Below are 23,980 nucleotides of genomic sequence, written 5' to 3'. Positions count from 1 at the left end.
CGTGTCACATAAGGTTATCCTCTTTTATCCACCGTATGAAGGTCAGCCTCTAGGAGCGCCTCTGTGCCTTCTCGCACTTGCAGCTACCTTGCGACAAAACGGTTTCGAGCCGGTCATCATCGATGCTGCTGTCGTGCCGCAGTATAAGAAAGCAATTTCAGAAACTCTTGCTGATGCTTTGTGCCTGGGCATCTCAGTTCTGACCGGACCTATGATCCGCGGCGCAATAGAAGTCGCGAAACTTGCTAAGTCCTTACACCCGAACTTGCCTGTGGTCTTCGGCGGATGGCACCCAACGCTGCTTCCTGATCAGACACTCGCAGAACCTTACATCGACGTTGTAGTCCGTGGACAGGGAGAAATCACATTTTGTAAGGTCGTCGAGGCTTTCGCAGGGGGCCTCTCTTTGAAGAATATTACCGGCATCTCATGGAAGACCGGTGTGATGCGAACACATAATCCTGATCGCCCCGTTGTACCGCTCGACGACCTGCCGCTACCTGCATTCGACCTGGTTGACTACGACGCATACGAAAGAGCAGAAGGCATGCGAAAACTAGCGTACGCAACCAGCATCGGATGTCCGTACGCGTGTAATTACTGCACCGACACGGTCTTTTACAAACGTAGATTCAATGCATTATCCGCCGAACGCGTTGTACGCGAAATGACGGAGCTGGTACGGCGTTACAAGATTGAAGAGATTGCTCTGCTTGATTCGAACTTTCCTGTAGATCTTCGCCGTGCAATCGCGATTGCGAAGGGCATAGTTGACTCCGGCATAAAGTTTCGTTGGACGTTCCAGGCTTCAACCGACTTTATCTGTCGCATGACAGAAGATGAGATTCGTCTTTTGAGTGCCAGCGGGGTAATGCATATGGGTTTCGGTACGGAATCCGCTTCCGAGACAGTTCTGAAATTGATGAACAAGCGGCATCAGCATATCGATGAGATGTATGAGACGGCTCGGCGCGCCGCGATCGGAAACATCAAGGTTACGTTCAATCTCATCTTCGGTTACCCAGAAGAGACAGAGGTCGATCGGCAGATCACTTTCAAAACAATGAGTGACATCGGCAGACGTTTCTCCAATGCGCGCTTTTCACCAAATATCTTTACGCCTTATCCAGGCATTCCTATCTGGCCTCAACTGCGCCAGATGGGCGTTAGCGAGCCGCGCAGCCTGAAGGAGTGGGGCGATCTTGCTCTTGGCGTCAATATGCTTCCGTGGCTGCGGGACGTCAATCTGATCCGCTTCAATCGCATGCTTCACTACTTTCTTATCGATCGCCACGCCGATCGCTCGTCTCACGGGGCCACACGGATACAGCGAGCATTCAGAAAAATTCTGGTAAAGCCGGTGCGTTGGCGGATCGATCATGGAAACTATTCCTTTCCATGGGAAATATGGATTAATGCTCTCTCTGAGCATCTCGTGCGGAGACGCTCCCTAATCGATGGTAGAGAATTACCGACCGAGGCCGTGAATGTCTGTTGAATTACAATCCGTCCCGCAGGCGGAAACGGCCGGAAGCGAAGGCACCATTGACTCATTGCCGATTCTGATTCTGAATGTGCACGAAAACTGCAACTGTAAATGCCGCATGTGTGATATCTGGAAGCGCCCCGCTGGCTCTCAACTCTCCATCGAGAGGGTTCGCACATATCAGGACTCCATTCGCACACTTGCTGTGCGACAAATAGTCCTTACCGGCGGTGAGCCTCTCCTTCACGCTCACCTTCGCGAGCTCTGCACAATATTGAAAGAGTGCGATGTACATCTAACGCTGCTCAGCACGGGCTTGCTGCTGGGCAAGAAGGCGGAGACGATAGCAGACTGTGTTGACGATGTGATCGTCTCTCTCGACGGGCCGCGGAGCATACACAATTCCATTCGTCGTGTACCTGGCGCGTACGATCTTCTGCGTGATGGAATCCAAAGGTTGCGGCAAATTCGTCCACATTTTCCTATCTATGCACGAAGCACCATCCAACAAGCAAATGCCGGCTGTCTTCGAGAGACCGTCAATGCAGCGAAAGATATTTGCTCCGACTCCATATCGTTCCTGGCTGTCGACACTTCATCTCAGGCATTCAATCGAGATTTGATATGGCCCATCCCACGACAAGCAGAAATCGGAATCGCATCTTACGAAGCGGCACTCCTTGAAGAGGAGCTTGAACTTCTCATCGCGCAAAACGTCGAAGATTTCGCAAGCGGGTACATCGTGGAGAATCCAGAAAAGTTAAGACGAATAGTCAGCTACTTTCGGCGCATCCTCGGAGAATTGCCCCTCCTTGCCCCGATGTGCAACGCGCCATGGGTCTCAGCTGTCGTTGAAGTTGACGGCGCCATTCGACCATGCTTCTTCCACAAGAAAATAGGCAGTACGGAATTATTGCCACTGCATCTAGCGCTAAACACATCGGAAGCAAAGGCCTTCCGTCAGGTACTCGATGTCAAAAGCAACCCGACCTGCCAGCGTTGTGTCTGCTCTCTGAACTACGACTCATAGAAGTTCGTCTTGCACAGCCCAGACCGCACCTCGGTATAGCGTTCTGGCACGTAACGCACAGTACGGAAGGAGTCGACGACAATAGTATTCGATTAGGCGCACAACTTTACTTCGCCTGTCAGCGAATTCGTCGCCCTCGTGAGCCTTTCGTTCGTTCAGAACAGCCCATGGTACGTTAAGATTTGCTGTCTGGTTGGGAAACAAGTGTCTGCGCAACAGGATCGCCTTTTGTTTAGAACCTTCAAGCAGACACCAATGTAACCATAATGCATCTTTGTTCGCCAGGAACATCCCTTCTAATGGAGAGAAAGTAAAATATCTCAACCAAAGAAGCTGCGCTTCAGGTAATTCAGCGATCATGTCTTCTACAGTGGCAGGCAGGTCACACCCAAACCATAGCCTCGCCAACTCGAAGGCAAGTACTTCCTTCTGCCTCAGTGATTCTTCATGCAGGATATGCCATGTTTTCCACAAAACTGCATCATGTGCTCTCGCTGCCAAGAATGAAGCCAGCTCGAAGAGATGGTGCAAGATGCAATCACCGCCCAATAGATTTCTCAGGATATGCATCGAAAGATACCCAATCTGATCTATGAGAGTAAACGATGGAACCGGCAGGCACGCGATCTCTCGCACTTCGGACCGCCCCATAAAATATTCATCTAGCTGAATGGGTAGTAGCGAGATCTTACGATTCCAGAGGCAGAAGTGAAGCTCAATTGACAGTGGCATGTCCGGATCAAAGGCATTGCCTTGCCAATGCCACTCACCCTTCCTGATTAACGTTGGAACGTGATCGGCAAATCCATAGTTCAACCTTCTATCGGGGACATACCCGACGGTAGCGAGCGCCGCCTCTGCGCGAGCAATGTCCTGCGGCGCACAATAGAGATCAATGTCCGACTGCTGGCGCAACCATGGCGCAGGCACGAAATCAGGGGCAAGCGTGAAGCCTTTTATCACAATGAAATCGACGCCGGCAGAGCGAAGGGTCTTGGCCGCTTCAGTGTAGGTATCTCTCACACGTTGAAAGCGCCTCCGATTGTCTTCAAGATTCTTTTGAAGTCGATCAGCAACCCAAACCGGCAAACCCTCGATACCGAGCGCGGCGAGCGACAGACTGACGTGTGCAAGATCACTAAAGTGAAACAAGCGCTGCCATTGCTCGTCGCTGAGTTCTCGCAGGCCATCAAACTGTCTATTCGTTAGATGGAGGGCAGCCATCAGTGCTTTTATCTCCATCGGAATAACGGAGTTATTCGATAGCCTAGATTCGAATTCAGTTATCATCGTCCGGCCTCCACCAGGCTGCGCATCTGCTTCACGGCCCAATCAAGTCGCTGATATCGCAATTCGTAGGTCTGCGCATTGATCAGGCGGTCGAGCGCCAATCGAGCACGTGAGTCAGCCTCGGTTGGCAAGAGGAGATACTTTGCGAAATAGTCCAGGACATGTTGCCTCTTTATCGGATAGAGTCCTGGATCTGATTCGGAACTACGATTCAAAAAGAGGATGTGTTGTACAGTCGTGCTTTCGATACACCGGATAGGACCGAGCTCGTTTGTCTCTATCTCGATGGACGGCTTACCTACGGCTCGCGGTGTTATTTCTCGTCCCGCTAGCTCTGGGAATAATCGGATCGCTGCATCGCGAAATCGTATCTGCCGACTGTTACCCGTCACCGTGCGATCAGAACCATTGAGCAGCAGATAACTCGCATCGTCCGACAAATAACCCCACCCTGCAACGGAGCAGGCGTATGCCAATGAGGTCTTCCCTACCCCCGAGTCTCCACACAGCATGACACCGCTTCCGTTCCAATCGACACATGCGGCGTGCAGGGCAACAGCATGCATCGTGGAGATCATTGACGACACAGCCGCTTCAAGCACGTAATACTGGAAGCTCGCTTGATTCTGCAGAATGGCGCTGTCCAAGCGCCCCTGGGCAACGCCGTCCGCAAGGTTAACAATGACTTTGTTGTTCTGATTGAAAGTGATCTCCAATGAACTTTCAACGACTCGGCATTCGGGTCGATCTCTTAACATCCCTGGGAAACCGTCAACGATCTCGAGTGCTATCCGGAGCGGCTCTCGCGAGTATCGCGGAGTCAGCATTCCCCAGCCATTCCGTGCAATCGTCAACACTTTAAAGCGATTGGTTTCTATCTGAACCGGGAAGCCCAAAGGGAAAAAGGTCTCTGTATAGCGCAGTGGCACTTCTGGCTCGACTACAGTGACGGTCTTACTTGCCATACTCTTCTCCTGAATATGCGCGCGGCTCGCCCAGGCTTCCCGCCGGAGGTAGATGCCTTAGATACACGACGATGGTCCACATATCTTCATCGGTCAAGATGCCTTTGGATGCTGGCATGCCAGAGGGGCGAAGCCCGTTCTCCACAATCCACTTCAGTTGTCCGTCGCTATAGCTCTGCACAACAGCCGAGTTCAGAGGTGGAATCTGCGGTGCCATATTGGTCGCGAAAGGCACCCCCGTATTCTGACCGTCGCGACCGTGGCAGACGACACAATACGAAGCGAATATTTGCTTGCCATCCTCGACTGTTTTGTTCGACACATGCACTGGATTGATGTCTCGGCTCCCACCTACCGTTACGTGGTGCTTAGTCCATTGAATCAACGCACTCTCTAGCTTCCCTGGCGAAGACACGCGACAGCCCAGTGCGGAGAGGCAAAACAGACTGACGACAAAACGCACACAGGGCTGGATGCTCATGGTTTATTCCGTAACGTGAATGGTGAAAGTCATCATCCCGTGATTGACTCCACAGAACCTTGCGCACTGACCGTGAAAATCGCCCACCGCCTGTGGCGTGATTACAATGTCTTCAGGATGTCCTTTGCTGACCTCGCGATTGATGTTCAACTCAGGCACTGCGAGGCCGTGAGTTACATCTTCCGAAATAAGCCTTATATCCACGGTCTCCCCCTTCTTCACCGTAATCTCGGATGGCAAAAAGGCGAATCTCTTCAAATGAACCTCAATCGTCCTGGGTGCTTCTTGCGCTGCCATCTCGCCGACGCCAAATGTATTCGCAATCAGTACAACCAGGGCTATCGACAACTGTCTCCGCATCCATATTCTCCTTTGGTGTATTTGCTGTCTGCGGTCCGGACCTACGGAGCCATGAAGTGCAGCAGCTTGAGTTCATCCTCTCTTGATAGCCGCGCGCGCGTCCGCATGTGCATAAGAACAGTTCCGGTGGTGCGCTGAGAGATGCTCATTGGCGGCATATGGCAGCGCTGGCAATTGGCCCGGAAGACATCGTCGCCTGTCATTTCTTTTCTGTTGGCAGAGGTTGTCGGAGCCTGCGTCGCGGTATCGACTTTCTTATCCTGCATCGTTGGCAGCGGGCTCACCACTGCTGCTGCCAGTGCGATACTCAGCAGAGATCGTGTCATCGTTGTTGCCTCCTTGCTGGCCATAACGGGAAGAGAAAGCGATAGGTGAGTCCGACATTCCAGATATTCGTGTTCCCCTGTGAACTGAAGGCGCGCCCATAACTTGAGATAAACCGAAGATCATCGCGCACATAGTAGTTCAGTCCGAAATCGACTCGTTCATTGTTGACGCGCGGCAAACTGTTGCCTCCTCCATGCGTCGGCGAGAAGTGCTGTATTCGCCCCACGAACTGCGCCTTTCGGATCAATGCTGGTACAGGTAACGCGGTAAGGTTGTATGCCGACTCAAGCCAGTAACCCTTACCGTAATAGCTGCCGTCGAACTCCGCCTTGAGATCCATCGGAATGTGCCGTGGCTGCCATGACACATACGTCGCGGCACTGTTGATCTGCTGGCCCTGAAGGAAGCGTTGGTATGACGTTCCAATCTCGAGCCTTGGTGCAGGAAGAAATATGCTCACATCTCCCCCCGCAGTGCGAGCTGCCTGTAGCTGATTGATATTGCTTCTCGCTGAAAAATAAGTGGAATACTGAATTGTGTAGCGAGGGCGCTGCACAACGACTCCGCGCAGCTGGAATCCATCACCGGCGCCACTCGTACGTGTTCCAACCGCGGCCGTGATCGGTGCATCTTGGAGGTTCTTTATCCATATCGGTTGCAGCCGTTCATTGTAGATACCGAATGGAAGAAGATACTTTCCCATCACTACGATGAAGTGGGTGTTTGCCAACCACTCCACCTGTACGAACTCGACTGTTTTAAATACCTTTCCCTTGAAGGGTCCGTCCGTCAGATGTTCCCGTTCAAAGAATCCCGTGAAATCCGTTCTTGACTCCAGCAAAACATGCCGTCCAAACGGAACAAGCAGCACAGGGTTGATCTGAGGTTCCAGCGTGGGAATACCTCCACTGACGTTATGAACATAACCGGCACCCCCAGAGATGATCGGCACAAACCCCGCATGATCCCCGGTTGGTTTTGGCTGCTGTGCACTCGCCGTCATGGCCATCATGAGGAAGAAGAGAACGTCGCTCCGTTTAGTCCCTATCTGTTTGAGCACAAGCCGAGTATAGGAACGGCGCACACCTCTGCTTGTCACGGTGCTGTCTTATGGTTGCAATCTACTTGTGTGCGTTAGCGTTGGCTTAGTACCGACATCCGTTCGTCACGAATTAGGGAACCGAAACCTCTTTTAGAGGCTTACAGTTGACTCAGGCGCAGACGGGCTTCATTTGTCAGGGTTTTGTCACAGGATTGCATTTTGCTGATATCCCCGTAACATTGCAGCTAATTTAACTCCACACTGAGAGTACGGACGAGGCCGTGTTATGCAGAAGATTCTAGTAATCGAAGATGATCCGCGGATACAGAAAGCACTCCAGCGTCAGTTCACTGTCGAAGGCTTTAGCGTCATGATCACCGGGAGTGGAACGGAAGGTGTAGCCGCCGCCCAAACCATCAACCCCGACGCCGTCATCCTCGACCTCATGCTGCCTGGGATGTCGGGCCGCGATGTCTGTCGCGCCATCAGGGCATCGCTCCCAGAAATACCTATCCTCATCCTTAGTGCAGTCTCCGAGATTGCCGACAAGGTTTTATTGCTCGAGCTTGGTGCCGATGATTACATCACCAAGCCTTTCAGTCCCCGCGAGTTGCTCGCCCGTGTCCAGGTCGCGCTGCGACGTCAACGCCGCGAAGAGCCGAGCGAGTTTATGCGCTTTGGAAACATCACTGCCGACTTTGCGAGGATGGAGGTCCGCAAAGACGGTGAACCCGTCATCATGACGGCGCATGAACTCAAACTGCTTCGCTACTTCATCAATCATCCTGAACGGGTTATCACGCGCGAAAAATTGCTAATTGATGTTTGGGGATATAACTCATACCCAACCACACGCACCGTCGATAACCAGGTGATGAAGTTGCGCCATAAACTGGAAGACGACCCTGCGAATCCCCGATATTTCCGCACCATGCACGGGATCGGTTATAAGTTCGTCGGTGGGCCTTCTTAGTCGAGAGACATTATGGTTAACGCCAATCTACTGGAACGGGTTCGCATGCGTACCACGCTGCTGGTGCCGCTTCTCATTGTCTTCCTTGGCTGGACGCTGTTGAGCATTCTAATCCTCCGCATCATAGTTGAACAGCAGACACGCAACGAACTCGCTTCTGATCTCAGTCACTCGATTTCTACATACCAAAATCTTCAGCGACAGCACCATGAGCTCATGCGCCGCCAGGCTGCGCTCATCGCAGACTTACCAACCATCAAGGCGCTCATGACATCGAACGACCGTCATACCATTGAGGATGGAGCTGCAGCCCTCTGGAAGACCAGCGACACTGATCTATTTGCCCTCTTCAACTCCAGCCTCGACCTCGCAGCCGTCTACGGCAAAGGCGCTCCGCCCTCTGGCAACGAATTATTGTTATCTCTTCCCTCACATCTGAAGAACGATGAGGAATCGTTTTATATTGTGCTTGATAACGCACTCTACGAGGTCGCCGCGCAGCCGATCGTCTTCGGCGATCGTACAACTGGCTCTCTCCTTGGTTACCTTGTCGTTGGTTATGCGCTCGATGCCACCGTGGCTCGCCAGGTAAGCGAAGCGGCAGCGGCAGAGGTTCTATTCGCGTACGGCAATAAACGACTCGCGGGCACGCTGCGATCGGACCTGCATGATCAACTGATCTCTGAGCTTCCTCGAATCGAATCGACGACGGACGGCGAGACGATTCGCCTCGATGGCCAGCGTTATCTCGCAACAACGCGGCCACTGAGTTCAGATGTAGCGGATGCCACAGAACCACGCCTGGTTGTCCTAAAATCTTTTCAGCAGGGACAGGCTCTTATCCGCCGTGTCAATCGTTGGGTTACCGGTCTGAGCCTGCTCGTGCTCTGTGCTGGCACCATCATTCTTCTTGCTATCTCGCGATCCATCACGCGACCGCTCAGCTCGCTGATGCAAGGTGTGCGAGCGATGGCCGCAGGCGATTATGGCTATCCACTGGAAATAAAGGGCGGCGCTGAAGAGGTGCGCGAACTCGCCGGTGCGTTTGATCGCATGCGCACTCAACTCGAACAGTCGCAAAAAGAACTTGTTCAGTCTGAGCGGCTGGCCACCATCGGACGCATGGCCAGCTCCATCTCGCATGACCTCCGTCACCATCTCTCCGCCATTTATGCCAATGCGGAATTCATGTGCAGTCCGAGCCTGCAGCAGAGTGAACGTGAAGAACTCCTCGCCGAAGCAACCAACGCAGTCCACGATATGACCGATCTTCTGGAATCGCTTCTGCTCTTCAGTCAGACCGGCAAAGCCTTCCATCGATCCGTCGAGATGATGTCAGTGCTTCTTGAGAGGTCGGTGGCGACAATGAAGTCCCACCCCGCGGCGCGGGACGTTGCCATTACACTCGACGCTACATCGGATATCCGCGCACACGTCGATGGACGCAAACTTTCCCGGGCAATCTATAACCTTCTTCTCAATGCATGCGAGGCTGCACGAAGCTCCTCTACTGCGCCTGCTGTCCATCTTTCCCTCGAAGAAGATGACAACTTCATACGTGTTAGCGTGATCGACAACGGCAATGGCGTTCCAAACTCTGTAAACGAGACCATGTTTATGCCTTTCGTCAGCGAAGGCAAACAGAGCGGCACAGGACTCGGGCTCACGCTGGCGGAACACATCGCCACCGAGCATGGTGGCCACATCCGCTACTTTCGCACGGCAGATCATCTCACCGTCTTTTCAATTTCCCTCCCCAGAAGCATCTGGCCTGAAGTTGCCGGCCGCCCAGACACTTCTCCGGACGTTTCGAAGGTGACATCGTGAAAACATCCCTTCTCATGATCCGCTGCATCGGTTTACTTTCAGCTGCAGCTCTCGCGTCAACAATGGCCCTCGCACAGCAGCCGACTCCAGTGACTTCTCAGGCATCGCAGGCTCAGCTTGAGAGCATTGCCGCCCAGCTCTCCGCAGCGGAAGACCACTTGAAGCAATCACAACAGGAAATCGATCATCTTCGCGATCAGATTAATGCGCTGCGCGGGCAGTTGGCCGCGGCCAACGCAGTGCCCACGACACCACCCGCAGAAGCAGCCGTAACGCCAGCCTCATCACCTGCACCTGACGCCAGGGACCAGATTGCAATGATGCAATCGGAGATTGAGCAACACGAGCAGATCAAAGTCGAGAGTGCTTCAAAGTATCCTCTGCGACTTACCGGCCTCCTCTTGTTCAATACCTTCTCCAATCACGGGGCCGTCGACAACTTCGATCAGCCCACGATCGCTGTACCGCTCGCTCCCGACACTCCATCAACGGCCTTCGGTGCCAGTCTGCGACAGACCATCATTGGCGTCCAAGCCTACGGTCCGCATCTGGCTGGTGCCTCCAGCTATGCAGAGATCAACATGGACTTCTATGGAGGCCTTCAATACAGCAACTACGGTTCCACAGGAGGGCTAGCTCACATGCGTACCGCCGTTGCTCGCCTGATGTGGAAGAACGATACTGCGGAGGTCGGCCTTGTCGAACCTCTCATCTCTCCGCTGTCACCAACTTCATACGCATCGGTTGCCGAGCCGGCTATGGCGTGGGCAGGCAATCTCTGGACCTGGGCACCTCAACTCCGTTATGAGCATCGGTTCGATATGTCATCACGTGGCAATCTCTCATGGGAGTTCGGCCTATGGGATCCTCCCGCCGCTGGATACACCAATGCGGACATCTATCGTGTGCCATCAGCAGGGGAACGCAGCGGACAACCCGCGTACGAATCACGCATCGCATTCAACCGACACGAACAAAATACTTTCGGCCAGCTGCAGTTCGGCATCGGTGGCTACTATTCTCGTCAGGCCTATAACGGCGGCCGCAATGGCGACTCTTACGCGATCAGCGGAGATTGGAAGTTTCCGGTTACACATCACTTTGAGCTAAGCGGTGAAGCATACCGCGGTCGCGCTCTTGGCGGCCTCGGCGGTGGAGTTTACAAAAACGTCGTCGCAGGCAACGACCCCCTCACCGGCGCCTCGACCTTTCGACTCCTGAACGACGCTGGTGGCTGGACACAAGCTAAGCTGCGCTTCACCAGCGTTCTCGAAGCGAACGGAGCCTTTGGCCTTGATAATGGCTTCTCACGTGACTTTCACTCCATCATTATTCCGTCCACTGCGAGCGCGGTTCAACTTCGCGCTCGCAATCAGATGTGGTCGGCGAACCTGATCTACAGCCCGAAGACATATCTCATTCTTTCACCCGAGTTCCGTCACATCCGCACCTTCAACATCAACAGCAGCTCGTCGTCAGCCGACATCTTTACACTTTCTTTGGGATACCGCTTCTAACGGCACGCGCAAACCTATGATGAAGCTTGCAAAACACGGATGGTGGTTTCTGCTGCTGACTACGGTATCGGTTATCGCTGCGCGTGCCGCGGAGATCACCGCAACCATACACCTTGAGCAACACACGCCAGGGCTCTCGCCTGCCAACGTGGTTGTATGGCTTACCCCCATCGATGCTCCAACACCGCATCCGGTCCCACGGCAGAACGTGCGACTCATTCAAAAGAACAAGGAGTTTACCCCGCATCTTCTCGTCGTACCTACCGGCACGAGCATTGAGTTCCCCAACCTCGATCCCTTCTTTCACAACGTCTTCTCACTCTTCAACGGCAAGCGCTTTGATCTTGGCCTCTATGAGACCGGAGCACGCCGCTCCGTCACATTCGACCGCGAAGGGGTGTCCTACATCTTCTGTAACATCCATCCCGAAATGGGGGCGGTCGTTATAGCGCTGAACTCTCCATATTTCGGCATATCCGATGCCAAGGGGTCTGTCACTGTTCACGACGTTCCGCCCGGCAGGTATCGATTGCAACTTTGGTCGGAGCAGTTGCTCCCCGCACTTCCATCCGTGTCTGATCGAATCGTCGATATATCTTCCGACTCGCTGGACCTGGGTCATCTGGATTTCAAACCCTCAAATGCAATTCCTGCCCATCACAAAAACAAGTTTGGGAAAGACTACCCGCCAGCGACGACCTCTGCCTACTGACCGAAGCCGATCACTAGATCTGTCCGAGAAACATCATCGAATAGCTTTCGAATGGAGCGCCCTAAACCTTCCTGCTCAGGCAAAGTGATGACAAAACATGCAGGCAAGATAATTCAGCGGAGGCCGCTGACCTCGATTTCTACAGAGTCATCTTTTTTGATTAAGCCAATCCAGCTGAAATCGAAGAACCGTGAGACTATTCCCTTTGATAGACGGATTGAGATTGCTCTCGTAAAGTACATAAATCGTCTTATCTGGCGCCACTGCGATGTCGCTGTACCCGGAGCTTCCTGCGTGTAACACACGCTTGATGGGCCAGGTTCCTCCTTCGTCCTCACTCATCTTCAATGTCAAATTCTGGCGCGGCCCAGAGTTTCCCTGATGCGCCTTGGGCGAGGATTCACTGTCTGGATTCACAAAGAGAATGCGATTGTGGTCATCCCGAGGCGTCATGCTGTAGCGCACAATTCCGGCTGCGCAGATGGGATCATACAAATGAGGATCAAACTCCGGCTTCGTCCAATGATGGATTCCATCTGGACTGAAGGCAACAGCTCGCTGCCTGGCTGTATCGCCGGTACGAATATTGGCCATGACCACTCCATCTGCCAACTGAATCAGTTGCATCTCATTTGGGTTCACCATCTCTGTGGAATTGACGGCAATGATGTCTCCGTGTTGCCAGCTTTTGCCTCCATTGTCGCTATAGAGAGTGGTAATTCCGCTCGGTGCGTGTCTACGACGGCCATCGACGGTTTGAACACCTTCGGCCATCCATACAGGAACAAGTAAACGCCCATTGCGAAGCTCAATAGCATGTCCTGGACCAAGCGCCACCACGGTCCAGGCAAACTGCGAGCGCAAGCCTTCTAGGGCAGCAGTAATGTCCACCGGGTGACTGAAGCTTGCGCCGTCGTCTTTGCTCCACATGTAGAGGATGCGTTCGTAGTTATGCTGGTACAGCAGATGGACCCAGCCTTTTTTGCGCGATGCAATCGCAACAGGATTGTCCGTCACTCCGTGCCCGTCTCCAGCAATTTTCTTCGATGGCTCCCATGTCTTGCCGCCATCCAGGCTGCGGCGAAGAAGGATATCACTATCGGACCAATCACCATCCTTCAGAAAACGTCTTCCTACGCCATACGCCAGGATTGTTCCTTTTGCCGTTGCAACGATCCCGGGGATGCGAAACGTCTCATAACCTTCCGTTCTCGCCTGCCATAGCAATGTGCTCTGCATCCGGGGCGGAGGCTCTTGCTGTTGCTGCGCTACCGTCGTAACAGCTATCAACATCCACCCCAGGAAAGTCAGTTTCCGAACCATCTGGTTTCCCCTTTTGCGATTTCACTAGTACCGAATCTTTGCTGAAAATTGCAGGACACGATTCGCTTTTGCACTTGTGATCTCACCAAATGTGCCTGAATTGAGTCCCGTTGCCGGATTATTGAAGTTGACGTGATTGGTGGCATTGAATGCATCTGCACGAAATTCGACATTCAAACCTTCTCGTAGATCAAAGATCCTGCTGGCTGAGGCATCCAGATCGAAATACCCGGGTCCTTTGAATGCATTTCTCCGCAGGTTGCCGAATGTTCCCACTGCATTCTGACTAAACGCCAGGCCATTGAGGTAGGTATGGTTTGGATCCGCATGATAACCACGCTTGTAGACTGTGTCAGCAGTCACCAGATTCGGACGATCAAGTCCTATCCCAGTCAAAGAGTTGTCGATTCCCGATTGCACATTAACGGAAGCGCCAGACATGATCCGGACCAGGGGGGCGATCTTCCAGTTTGAGAGCAGGAAGTGCCATGGCCGAGGCCCATTGAATCTGGATGTGGCAATCACTGTCCCGTTGAAGACATGGCGAACATCGTGGTTACAATCACCCCGATCCTGTTTCAGGTTGTCGGGATTCATATAAGTCGGTCCTGTCAACTCGATGTTGAAATCGGAATCGCTGATGCAATGCGACCAGGTGTAGTTGAGTCGTACAGAAAAGTTATGACTGTACCGATGTTGCAGCGAGGTCAACAACCCGTTGTAGCTTGCATTCGCTCCATCGTTCGGCGTGGGCATAGAGGCGTAATACGCACCCTGAATGGGGTTGGCCCGTGTAAGCACACGCCGGTTCTGCGTATTTGAAGTCGTCGAACAATTTGAAGAGCCACATTGCCCAGGAACGTAGACCGCAGGGTTTGTTTCGCGACCTGCCCAGATGTGCGTCGACTTGTTTCCGAGATAGCTCAGGCTAAAGAGCCAGTTGCCGCTGAACTGGTGTTCAAAGTTGGCGTTCCACTGACTGATGTATGTGGGCTTTAATTTGTTGGGAAGAACTGCATAGAGCGAAGACAGGGGAAACTGAACATTCTGGCTTGGCTTACTGGCTGGGAACGGATTCCCTCCTGGATAATTCGCCCATGGATTATCGAAGGTTCCAGGGTTCGTATTATCTACTTCATTCGTAAACGGCGGGTTGGATTGCACTCGCTCGTCATAGTACTGCTCGATATTGTCGTACAGCAGGGCATACCCTAAGCGAAATACATCTTGCCCGCCTTGTGGGGATAGAACAAGGCCAATGCGCGGAGAAAAGCCCATCCAATCGTTTTCGACAAAATTCTTTCGTATCCCTTTATCTCCGTAATAGAAGCTCCCCGCAGGAGCGTTCACAAAGACGGAGCTATGCACACCGGCATCAAAGGCCGCGCGGTCAAATGAACTTCCACGACCAAAATAATCTGTCGGAAACAGATGCGGCTCCCATCGAAGCCCCCCAATAACCGTTAATTTTCTGGACAGGCGGAACGTGTCCTGCGCATAGAGTCCTGGCAACGTCTGACGATTTGCAGTGGCCTGCTGTGCGCTCTGATTGAACTGACTTAATCTGCCTAAGATGAAGTCTGCCATGTTGTCGCCTGTGTAATTACCGGCAAAGAGATAGTTCCCATCCAGCAGATAATTGTTCTCCTGGTTGAGCTGAATCCGCATGATGCTGCCGCCAAAATCAATCTGATGGTGTCCGGGCGTCAATGTAACGTCATCGGACCCCATGAAGGTGTTGTCGTTGAACTTGCCTCGAGCGCAGGAAGAACAACTCGTATTGAAATTGCCGCTGATCGACATCCGCAACGAATTCTTCTCGCTGGAATAGATATTGCTTCCGATTGCCGGACCATTGATGCCGCTGTCGGACGGTTTACGATCGTCTCTTCTGCGCGTAAATCCAGCGCGGATTGAATTCAGGGTCCTGCTGCTGACGACAAACGTATGACCAAAAATGAGCGCCTGCGCCCGTTCATAATTACCAGACTGCGCAGTGACCAGGATATTGTGCTGATCATAAGTAGCGGGCAGCTGATAATCGTCAATGAGGTATCGTGCAAACATCGACTGTCGTGGGCTTATCGTCCAATCGACCCTGCCGATCTCTTGGTTATCGTTGCTGTTGTTCAATATCCCGTAGTAAACGTTGCCGCACTTATCGATTGCCTGAGGAAGATACTGGAGCAGCTTTACGGAAGATGGATTGAACTTACCAACAGGAATCTGATTGTTCAGATAGTTCTTCTTGGTGTCAGGATCATGAAGCTGCCGCATCTTTCCCGTCGATACGCAATCCGCTGACTCATAAGCAGACCAGTCTCCATTGATCATTGCAGGCGTCAGTACTCGCGCCTTGGTCGAAACCGATTGCTGCACATTGTGAGTTCCCTGGTATCCAGCAAAAAAGAAGATGCGATCCCGTCGAATCGGACCTCCAATCGTTCCACCGTACTGGTTCCGATGCAGGGTGTCTTTCTGAGAAAAATACCCCACGGCGTTGAAAACATTGTTGCGCCAGTATTCAAATACCGTGCCATGGAAATGGTTCGTTCCAGACTTCGTTACGGCGTTTACGGCGCCTCCAGGTTGTACTCCATATTGCGCTGGAAGCGCGCTGGTCGACACGCTGAACTCCTGGAGCGCATCCGGAAAGGGAAAAGGAAGATTTACGTTCGAAAAGGGATCGTTGTGATAACTGCCATCCAACATGTAATTCAGCGAGTTTCCTTGCGAACCTGCGACAGCAATAGCCTGCGAACTGAAAAATTGCTTGCTCCCGGTAAGGTCGCCGCCCGAAACATTAACCGAAGCTCCGGCCACAAGAACGAGCTGCGTAGCCAGCCGACCATCGAGTGGAAGATCGTTGATCTCGCGGTTGTCGATCACGGTAGAGATAGCCACGTTCTGCGTCTCAACCATCAGCGCATTTGAGTTCACCTCGACAACTTCAGAAGAACTTCCCACTGCCATAACTGCCTGCACAGCGGCGGAGGCGCCAACCTGCAGAATAATGCCGGTCTGTTCGAAATTTTTGAACCCTGTCGCCTGCACTCTGAGCGAGTATGGCCCCACAGGCAAAGATGGAACGTTGAATTGCCCATCACTATTGCTCATAGCGATGCGAATAGCTCCCGTATCCGCGTTAGTGACCTTCACGTTTGCATTGGGGATCACTGCACCGGACGTATCGGTAACAGTCCCATGCAGTTCGGCCACTGCTACCGCCTGCGACCATAGGCGGCCCTCGAAACAGCCTGCGAACACCAGCGCAAGTACGATGCTGAGACAAAGCGGGGAAAATCCAGTTTTCTTCATACGAAATCTCGAATCCTTCACTCTCATTGCCATCAAGGGCTTCGAGAGATGGAGATGGGGTTGTTCTCTTGATAGTCATTGATAATTGATAATCGAGAATAAATTTGTCAAGAGTCTATTTTCAAAAAGATCTTTTTCTTCGAACCAGACTCAAAAAATGGCGCAGCTCTACTGCTCAAGCCACAGCTGCAGCGTGGTTTTCATCCGAAATAAAGGAAGCAGAGATCGCGCCGGATAATCCTTCTCGGCAATATTCTTAGCTTCGGAGCGAGCCTCTTTCGAGCGGCCCCATCCGGATGCGAAGTGTCACAAACCCCGCAAGAAGTAGCAGGACACCACAGAGACTAAAAATGGCGCCCAGACCGAGATGGCTCTTCAGTCCGCCTGCACCGGCTGCCACGATGCCCCCACAGAACGTTCCTGCAAAGTTCAGTAATCCGAAGGCGGTCGCGCGTTGTTCTGCGGAAACACCCTCGCAAAGTACAGGCATGGTGTTACCGTCATACATTCCCTTGCCTAAACCGAAAAGCACCATCGCTACGTAAAGCAAGAGCGGAGTATGAGTCAGGCCGCTCAAAATAAGAAATGGAGCGGCTAGAAGAAGGCCGACGGTCTGAGTGAAGGTATGCCCCTGCGAAGATCGGCGAAACCACGCATCCGCCAGTGTGCCTCCAATCAGGAGACCGACAAAACCACCGGCTTTCATGTAAAAAGTCGCTGTAAACCCAGCTTTGGTCAAGGAAAAATGAAAACTCTCGAAGAGGTAAAGCGGCATCCAGGTATAGATCGCCCAATCGCAGATCGAAGCGATCGCAAAGACGATTAACAAGGAACGAAAACCAGGAGTACGAAGGATTCTCGAAGCCGCCTGAAGTATGCTCAACGATTTCGCGTCTGTAATCTCTTGTTGTTCAATGCGGCGGTCACGCAGTAGAAAAAATAGAAAAAGAGCGTAAGTCAACCCGACAGCGCCAAAGACTCCGAACACCGATCGCCAGCCATACTGCGAGGCGATATACCCTCCAAGCGTCCCTCCAAGTACGGTACCGATATACGTTCCGGTGTAATGCAGGCTAACGGCACGCGCTCGTGTACGGTGATCATGATAGGCGGCAATCAGCGCCAGCCCTGCGGGGAGATAACAGGCTTCGCTTACCCCCATGATCGAACGAAGCCATAGCAACTGTGAAAAGGTGCGCGCATGTCCTGTCGCGACGGTCACTGCCGACCAGACCAGCAAGCTCGCGCAGATCATTCGCTTACTGCCCAGTTTGTCCGCCAGATACCCTGCCAATGGACTACAAAACGCGTATACCCAAAGAAAGGTGGTTCCCAGCAAGCCAAGTTGAAAGCTCGAGATCTGAAGCTCTCTCTGCAGTGGAGGAAAGACTGAAAAGAGAACCTGGCGATCAAGATAGTTAAGCAGCCATACGACCGTTAGCAACAGAACCACAAGCCAGGCATAGGTGCGCGACGACTTGATGGGCTGAGAGGTTTCAATCACGGATTTATGATACATTATCAATTATCATTAGATTGAGGCATAACTTGAACATCGACCTTCGAGGTATTTATCCCGCTTTCCTGACTCCTTTGACCTCCGACAGAAAGTTTAATCCCGCCGTCGCCGAAAGGATGATCGATCATCTGCTTCAGAGCGGTATTCATGGGACCTACGTTGCGGGGACCACGGGAGAGGGACTGCTCCTTCCCGCCGAGGAACGAAGGCTGCTTGTCGAGACTCTGGCTCACTCTCTTCCGAAAGATAAGAAGTTGATCGTTCATGTTGGGGCCTCGCAAAAGCAGGACGCTTTCAAGCTGGCTGAGCACGCGGCGCGGCACGGAGCTCATGCCATCAGCAGCCTCCCCCCGAAGGGGGATAGCTCCACAGTTATGAGTTACTACAGTGAACTTGCGGCGATATCTCCTTTGCCTCTCATCGTGTATTACTTTCCCAAAATCGCTCCCCATGCCTTTGCAGAGCCGGAGAAATTAATCGATGTCTGCGATCTTCCCAATGTATTAGGGGTCAAGTTTACTGACTTCAATTTCTACCTTTTGCAGCGCCTGGTGAAGCGAGGGAAGCTGGTCTTCAACGGATATGATGAGGCATTGGCCGCAGGGCTGCTCATGGGGGCGCAGGGGGGGATCGGATCCACCTATAACGTCATGCCCGAGGTTTACCTTTCGATCTATCGCGCTGCCGCTCAAGGGGACTGGAATCAAGCAAGACGCTTACAAATCGGGGTCAATGACGTGATCGAGACGTTATTGAAATATCCATTCTTCCCTGCCCTGCGCGCCATTATGCAGAAGAAAGGATTGGACTGCGGCCCCCTCATGAGTGGAGAACAGCTTCCCTCCGATGCAAGCCGTCAACAGCTTCTTACAGAATTCGAACAAGTCACGCAGCGTCTCCAATCTGAAAGCCGCGACTAACGGCTTCTTCAGTGGTTCACCTTCTTCGCATTGCCGGTGCTTTCTCTTTCCGATAGGATTAGCGCGTGTCCACCCGAGATTTAAGTCCAGTTCGAACCCTCAGTAAATCGCGAGAGGTCTTTGAGCGGTTGCGCGATGCAATCTGGTCAGGCGATCTTGCTCCCGGTACAGCGCTGCGTGAGGCGCATCTGGCAAAGCAGCTCAACGTAAGCCAGGTTCCAGTTCGCGAAGCTCTCCTTCAGCTTGAGCACCTGGGTTTGGTTGTCCGTGTTCCCGACCGTGGAACGACTGTGACCCAGCTCAGCCGCACTGAAATTGAGCAGATGATGGAGGTTCGTCGACATCTGGAGCAGATGGCGTTTGAGCTCGCATCCAGCCGCCTCTCCCCGCAGATTGAAGAAGAGCTACGAAACCATCTCAAAGCCATGAGTGCAGCGGCAGCGAACAACGATCACTTTTCTGTAGCTGAAGAGGATTTCAAATTTCATCAGGCCGTGTGGCGCGCTTCAGGCAACGAAGTGCTGGAGAAAACGCTGCAACGCCTCTGTATCGCGGTCTACGCGTTCGTCAGCTTAAAGCGTCACGCCGCGGGCGAAACGATGAAATCAGCCGTCAAATCACATAAAAAGCTACTCGAAGCCCTCCTTTCCCGGGATCTGAAGACGATCCGAAAAGGTGTCAATGAGCATCTTGCGCCCGATGCTGTCATACCATCCTCCATTGCCTAACGAATATCTACTAAAGCAAAGAGGCTCCTGTACAGGAGCCTCTTTCTTATTGTTTGAAAAACTGTCTAGAAGAACAGCTTCGCAGCAAACTGCAATTGGCGAGGTCCATAGAGCACACCCGAAGTCTGTGTGGGAGCGCCAAATGGAGTTACCGTGTAGGGTACGATTCGTGAATTTCCTCCTGCTGCAAGCGGCGCAGCGAAGGAGTATGCATTGGAATTGACACCAAGCACCTGACGGCGATTGGCGGCATTGAAAGCCTCCATCAACACCTGGAGTTTCACGGATTCATGGACCGGGAAATCGCGCGACAAACGTGCGTCAAGATTCCGGACTCCACCAAAGACAGCACTATTACGGGCCAGGAATGGAGCGCGGCCGAAGGTCGAGCCAGGAGAGTTATTCAGGTTGACGCCCATACCCGTCGCCGAACCATCGAGACCACCACCGGGATTGTTAGACATAAACGCAGTCAGCGGGCTTGCCGACTGCGCAGTAAAGGTACCGGAGAGAGTCCATCCATTGACGAACGTCCGGGCATAGGTGGGAAGGGTAAAGTTAGAAGTCGCGATGAGGCTTCCAACAAAGCGAGAGCGCATATCCAGGTCAGACCGGGAATACTCGCGCGTCATGTTAATACTGCTGGGGTAGCTGTTCTTCAGGTTGAAGGGATCGAGGATTACGTTGGTTCCGTTGAACGTTCCATTCACTCCAGAGACCTGACCGTTATCCATTGCCTTGGACCAGGTGTAGTTGATCAACAGTTCGACACCATGCCCCATCGGCTTCCGGAAGGTTGCTGCAAGCGAGTGGTACCAGGAGTTGAGTCCACTGAAGCCCGCCAGAATGCTGCCATCGTTGGGAGAAGGCCGAGCCGATGTCGAAGGCGAGTACGGAACCGTTACCGTCTGAGCAAGAGCACCCGCTGCGTTGTAGACGTCGTACGTCCGGGTTGTCGTCGGCGCAGGCTGGTTAACATCGATAAAGTAAGGCAGACGCAGACCGCGCGTTCCCACGTAACCCAGGGAGAGCGACGAGTGCAGCGGAAGCTCCTGTTCGACGCTGAGGTCCATTGAGTGGGTAAAGGGGTTCGAGAACGTGGGGCTCAGACCACGGAAAGAGATCGTGGGCAAACTTGCATTTCCAAGTCCAACTGCCTGCGGAGTCGCCGCACCGGCAAATGGAGCCGCCAATGCCGGTCCCGGAGGCGTAAATAGAACGTTGGGAGCCGCAGGCGCTCCCGGAGCAGTCGCGTTCGAGAAGTTGTACTGCTGCTGGAAGACGCCGTTCTCCACGCGCAGCGCATAAAAGGTCGAGTTCGAAGTCAGGCCATAGAACATGCCATATCCGCCACGAAAGACCGTTCCCGGCTGCGGTGACCACGAGAAGCCAATACGAGGCTGAATCATCTTGTAGTTGATCTTGATCGTATTGGTGTAATACTGCCCCAGCGGACTAGGCTGGCCATTTGCGCTGGTGGTATATGGGCGCGGAGGCTGAGGCACAAGCTGCGTATCGTATCGGACACCTGCCGTCAGCGTGAATGTAGGAATGATCTTCCAGCTATCTTCTGCGAAGACAGAGAGATCCTTATTCCAAAAGTCATCGCTTCCAGGAACCTTGCTTAGTTGGTCTGCCACCTGAGTGAAGTTCTGGTAATGGCGTGCGCCATTCACCCCATAAACGTCCTGCACCCAATCGGTAAAGTTCGTGGCCGTTGCCGTCGCGCCCGAACCGCGGGAGTAGGTGTAATTTCCATTCCCCTGAAAAAGATTGGCGATGTAGTCATGGATAAAGTTGAGATCAACACCGGCTTTGAGCGAGTGCTTACCATGAGTGGTTGAATAGACATCCGCAATCTGCCAGCGGTGTTCATCCGGAAATGCGGGACGCGGCAAAGCAAGGTTGCCACCATAACCAAACAGACCGCTGATCGTAACGGCCGGTCCAGGAGCATTGGAACCCGTCGTCTCAAGATCGCGCGACCACTGAAAGTGCAATGCATTGGCGGAATTCGCGTTTACGACCGATTCCCAGTTGGCGACAAAGAATCGCTCATGGAAATCATTGCGCCCATTCGATGTATTGGAGTCGTTGTTGCGGGTATTGTCGGTGCGATAGCCGTTCGGCAGTTTGAAGTTCTGCCAGTTGAAGCTGGCCGAGAGGTGGTTCCGGTCGTTGAGTTGATAGTCCAGACGCGGGAAGAAGATGTCCTGGGTTGTCGTGCGGGGAAAGGCGGTCAGGCTATTGGTAATGTACTGCGCTGCCGCGGTGCATTGAGCAGTGGTTAGAGGAGCCGGACAGGTATTGATGGCAACGCCGTTCGAGAGATAGGTGTTGCTCCCATACTGCAGAATCGTCGTGCTGGGAATGGATGAGGTAAACAGAATCGGGTTCACCTTGCGGAAGCCATCATAGGTAAAGAAGTAGAACAGCTTGTCTTTGATGATGGGGCCACCGACCGAACCGCCAAACTGCTGCTGCTGGTGAACCGTGGGCTGAAGCAGGAAGGGCTGATGATTTTGCAGACCCGTGAACTTCGCAAAAGGATCCAGTGCATTGAGCGAGGGGTACCGAAGGTAGTAGAAAAGATCTCCGTGCAGTGCGTTCGTTCCGGATTTAGTGATGGCATTAATCTGTCCGCCCGCAGCCTGTCCGAACTCGGCCGAGTAACCGGAGGCGGAGGACTGGAACTCCTTAATCGAATCCTGCGAAAAGACGTATGGTGCACCTAGAGAACGTCCGCGGGCTTCCGAGAAGAAGGCCTGCTGGTTATTCGTTCCATCAACCAGATTAGTGTTGTAGAGGCCAGAGATGCCACGGTACGAGATCAAACCGGTATTACCATCGGGGACCACGTTGGGAGTCAGAAGAACGAAGTTATCCCATCGGCGGCCATTGACTGGAAGATTCGAGACCAGCTGCGTTCCAACCGTCTGCGACACCTCGGACTTCTCCGTGTCGATCAGAGGGGATGCATCGGTGACAGTAATCTCTGATGAAGCCTGGGCAGCGGGCAGAGATGCATCGACAGAAAGGGTCTGACCAACCGTAAGAACCAGGTTCTTGCGATCGACCTTACCAAAGCCAGGCCCGGTAAAGATGATCTCGTAGTGACCAGGCTGCAGAAACGGCGCGGTATAGTCCCCGTTATTGCCGGTCGTGAGAGTACGCGAAGCGCCCGTATCGTTATTCAGAATGGTAATGGTCGCGCCGGAAACTGCCGCGCCGCTGGAATCCGTAACCGTGCCGGTAATATTTCCCACGGCCGAAGTCTGCGCCGCGACGGGCAACGCTGCCGAGACAACAAAAGCCGCGGCAGCGGCTAGAACGAGAAGACGCTTACATGCAGAAGGGGTACTCATTTGGGTCCTGGCTCCTTGAAGAACAACACCAACGAAAAACGGCGTAGAAAGAAAACTCCTGCATTCAGCTCCTGGCTACTTTGGCCAAAGAGCGTTTAAATGCGGAGAAAATCTAAAAACTTGTATTACTTCTACGGTCATCCCATGCAGGGATGTCTGTCAAGCTCTCGGAGAAAAGAACGGCGAAAACAGCTAGTCCCGCTAGTGCAACGTATCGGGAATAACAGCGTACTGAATCAATATTTCAAAGGGAACAATTGCAAGCGTGGCCTCGTGCGTAGCCTCCAGCACAACCGGGCAGGCGGCGCCCGCCTGCTGAACATCCAGCCAGCGCGCTGCACAGACACACCATCGGTCCCCGGGCCGAAGTCCAGGAAAACCAAACTGGGGCATCGGTGTCACCAGGTCATTGCCTAGTTCTTTGGAAACACGAAGGAAATCCTCCGTAACGATGCAGCAGATCGTATGAACTCCGAGGTCGTCCGGCCCTGTCTCGCAGCACCCCGTACGATAAAAGCCCGTCATCGGTTGGCAACCACAGAGATCAAGTGGCTGTCCCAGGACATTTTTACCGCGGGCCTTGACGCGTTCCGGTGTGAATTCAGTGCTGGACATCGTTCCCCGATCAAAGTATCCCATGTTTGGCCCATCTGAGGAATCATTCCGAATTGGGGTAGTGGATCAAATTGTTTTTGTTAAGGGCACGGCTTTTGAGCCTGTCCTGAGCACAGCCGAAGGATGCCGCCATCCTTGATAAGAGAAAATAGGCTTTAGCCCCTGAGATACTTTCAAATGGA

General features: G+C 53.0%; 19 protein-coding genes and 1 pseudogene. 9 read left to right on the top strand and 11 right to left on the bottom strand.

Features of this window, described 5'->3' with window-relative positions:
- Position 1 precedes the first annotated feature (1 nt).
- The 3 genes and pseudogenes from H7846_RS05030 (at position 2) to H7846_RS17960 (ending at position 2,516) form a co-directional block, all read left to right on the top strand.
- On the top strand, positions 2 to 1,498 hold the full coding sequence (locus tag H7846_RS05030; protein WP_186695415.1) for a B12-binding domain-containing radical SAM protein: 1,497 nt from the start codon (positions 2 to 4) through the stop codon (positions 1,496 to 1,498).
- Positions 1,488 to 1,895: pseudogene (locus H7846_RS17965) on the top strand (radical SAM protein); the annotation flags it as partial. The gene H7846_RS05030 and the pseudogene H7846_RS17965, both read left to right, overlap by 11 nt.
- 48 nt (positions 1,896 to 1,943) lie before the next feature.
- Positions 1,944 to 2,516, top strand: a complete 573-nt coding sequence (locus H7846_RS17960) for a radical SAM/SPASM domain-containing protein (RefSeq protein ID WP_255460968.1) — start codon at positions 1,944 to 1,946, stop codon at positions 2,514 to 2,516.
- Here H7846_RS17960 and H7846_RS05020 read toward each other — a convergent pair.
- Genes H7846_RS05020 through H7846_RS04995 form a run of 6 tightly spaced genes read right to left on the bottom strand, consistent with a single transcriptional unit; the run spans position 2,511 to position 7,023 of the window.
- Positions 2,511 to 3,806 carry a nucleotidyltransferase family protein gene (locus tag H7846_RS05020; RefSeq protein WP_186695413.1) on the bottom strand — a complete coding sequence of 432 codons (1,296 nt, stop codon included), beginning with the start codon at positions 3,804 to 3,806 and terminating at the stop codon, positions 2,511 to 2,513. The genes H7846_RS17960 and H7846_RS05020 overlap by 6 nt on opposite strands.
- Positions 3,803 to 4,771, bottom strand: a complete 969-nt coding sequence (locus tag H7846_RS05015) for an aldolase (RefSeq protein WP_186695412.1) — start codon at positions 4,769 to 4,771, stop codon at positions 3,803 to 3,805. The genes H7846_RS05020 and H7846_RS05015 overlap by 4 nt, the downstream gene beginning before the upstream one ends.
- Entirely contained in the window at positions 4,761 to 5,252 is a 492-nt protein-coding gene (locus tag H7846_RS05010; RefSeq protein ID WP_186695411.1) for a c-type cytochrome, read from the bottom strand. Before H7846_RS05010 ends, H7846_RS05015 begins: the two co-directional genes overlap by 11 nt.
- Positions 5,253 to 5,255: 3 nt before the next feature.
- Complete coding sequence (locus tag H7846_RS05005; protein ID WP_186695410.1) at positions 5,256 to 5,612, bottom strand: cupredoxin domain-containing protein; 357 nt, start codon at positions 5,610 to 5,612, stop codon at positions 5,256 to 5,258.
- A gap of 41 nt (positions 5,613 to 5,653) precedes the next feature.
- Positions 5,654 to 5,938, bottom strand: a complete 285-nt coding sequence (locus H7846_RS05000; protein ID WP_186695409.1) for a hypothetical protein — start codon at positions 5,936 to 5,938, stop codon at positions 5,654 to 5,656.
- A complete protein-coding gene (locus tag H7846_RS04995; protein ID WP_186695408.1) occupies positions 5,935 to 7,023 on the bottom strand; it encodes a hypothetical protein in 1,089 nt (362 codons plus the stop codon). Before H7846_RS04995 ends, H7846_RS05000 begins: the two co-directional genes overlap by 4 nt.
- A gap of 244 nt (positions 7,024 to 7,267) precedes the next feature.
- On the opposite strand from H7846_RS04995, the gene H7846_RS04990 reads away from it, so the two are divergent.
- Genes H7846_RS04990 through H7846_RS04975 form a run of 4 tightly spaced genes read left to right on the top strand, consistent with a single transcriptional unit; the run spans position 7,268 to position 12,010 of the window.
- Positions 7,268 to 7,954 carry a response regulator transcription factor gene (locus H7846_RS04990; protein WP_186695407.1) on the top strand — a complete coding sequence of 229 codons (687 nt, stop codon included), beginning with the start codon at positions 7,268 to 7,270 and terminating at the stop codon, positions 7,952 to 7,954.
- Between the two features lie 12 nt (positions 7,955 to 7,966).
- On the top strand, positions 7,967 to 9,781 hold the full coding sequence (locus H7846_RS04985; RefSeq protein WP_186695406.1) for a sensor histidine kinase: 1,815 nt from the start codon (positions 7,967 to 7,969) through the stop codon (positions 9,779 to 9,781).
- Positions 9,778 to 11,298: a hypothetical protein gene (locus H7846_RS04980; RefSeq protein ID WP_186695405.1), complete on the top strand. Its 1,521-nt coding sequence runs from the start codon at positions 9,778 to 9,780 to the stop codon at positions 11,296 to 11,298. The genes H7846_RS04985 and H7846_RS04980 overlap by 4 nt, the downstream gene beginning before the upstream one ends.
- Positions 11,299 to 11,314: 16 nt before the next feature.
- The gene (locus H7846_RS04975; protein WP_255460851.1) at positions 11,315 to 12,010 is read left to right on the top strand and encodes a cupredoxin domain-containing protein; all 696 of its coding nucleotides are present in this window, start codon (positions 11,315 to 11,317) and stop codon (positions 12,008 to 12,010) included.
- A gap of 147 nt (positions 12,011 to 12,157) precedes the next feature.
- Here the strand turns inward: H7846_RS04975 and H7846_RS04970 are convergent, their stop codons facing one another.
- The 3 genes from H7846_RS04970 to H7846_RS04960 all read right to left on the bottom strand — a co-directional run bounded on the left by H7846_RS04970 (position 12,158) and on the right by H7846_RS04960 (position 18,170).
- Positions 12,158 to 13,333: a sialidase family protein gene (locus tag H7846_RS04970; protein ID WP_186695404.1), complete on the bottom strand. Its 1,176-nt coding sequence runs from the start codon at positions 13,331 to 13,333 to the stop codon at positions 12,158 to 12,160.
- Positions 13,334 to 13,357: 24 nt separating this feature from the next.
- The gene (locus tag H7846_RS04965; protein ID WP_186695403.1) at positions 13,358 to 16,651 is read right to left on the bottom strand and encodes a TonB-dependent receptor; all 3,294 of its coding nucleotides are present in this window, start codon (positions 16,649 to 16,651) and stop codon (positions 13,358 to 13,360) included.
- A 256-nt stretch (positions 16,652 to 16,907) separates the two neighbouring features.
- Positions 16,908 to 18,170 (bottom strand): MFS transporter, encoded by a 1,263-nt coding sequence (locus tag H7846_RS04960; RefSeq protein WP_186695402.1) that lies wholly within the window; start codon positions 18,168 to 18,170, stop codon positions 16,908 to 16,910.
- 29 nt (positions 18,171 to 18,199) lie between these two features.
- Here H7846_RS04960 and H7846_RS04955 point away from each other — a divergent pair, with 29 nt between their 5' ends.
- Positions 18,200 to 19,090: a dihydrodipicolinate synthase family protein gene (locus tag H7846_RS04955; protein WP_186695401.1), complete on the top strand. Its 891-nt coding sequence runs from the start codon at positions 18,200 to 18,202 to the stop codon at positions 19,088 to 19,090.
- Positions 19,091 to 19,155: 65 nt separating this feature from the next.
- Complete coding sequence (locus tag H7846_RS04950; protein ID WP_186695400.1) at positions 19,156 to 19,818, top strand: GntR family transcriptional regulator; 663 nt, start codon at positions 19,156 to 19,158, stop codon at positions 19,816 to 19,818.
- 65 nt (positions 19,819 to 19,883) lie between these two features.
- Here the strand turns inward: H7846_RS04950 and H7846_RS04945 are convergent, their stop codons facing one another.
- Both H7846_RS04945 and H7846_RS04940 read right to left on the bottom strand, forming a co-directional pair.
- Positions 19,884 to 23,183, bottom strand: coding sequence for a TonB-dependent receptor (locus tag H7846_RS04945; RefSeq protein ID WP_186695399.1), 3,300 nt, complete (start codon positions 23,181 to 23,183; stop codon positions 19,884 to 19,886).
- 201 nt (positions 23,184 to 23,384) lie between these two features.
- Entirely contained in the window at positions 23,385 to 23,798 is a 414-nt protein-coding gene (locus tag H7846_RS04940; RefSeq protein WP_186695398.1) for a DUF2237 family protein, read from the bottom strand.
- Between the last annotated feature and the right edge of the window lie 182 nt (positions 23,799 to 23,980).

The sequence above is a fragment of the Edaphobacter sp. 4G125 genome (assembly GCF_014274685.1).
Lineage (GTDB): Bacteria > Acidobacteriota > Terriglobia > Terriglobales > Acidobacteriaceae > Edaphobacter.
Note: the sequence above shows the minus strand (reverse complement) of the source record. Positions and strands in the feature narration are given on the sequence as shown.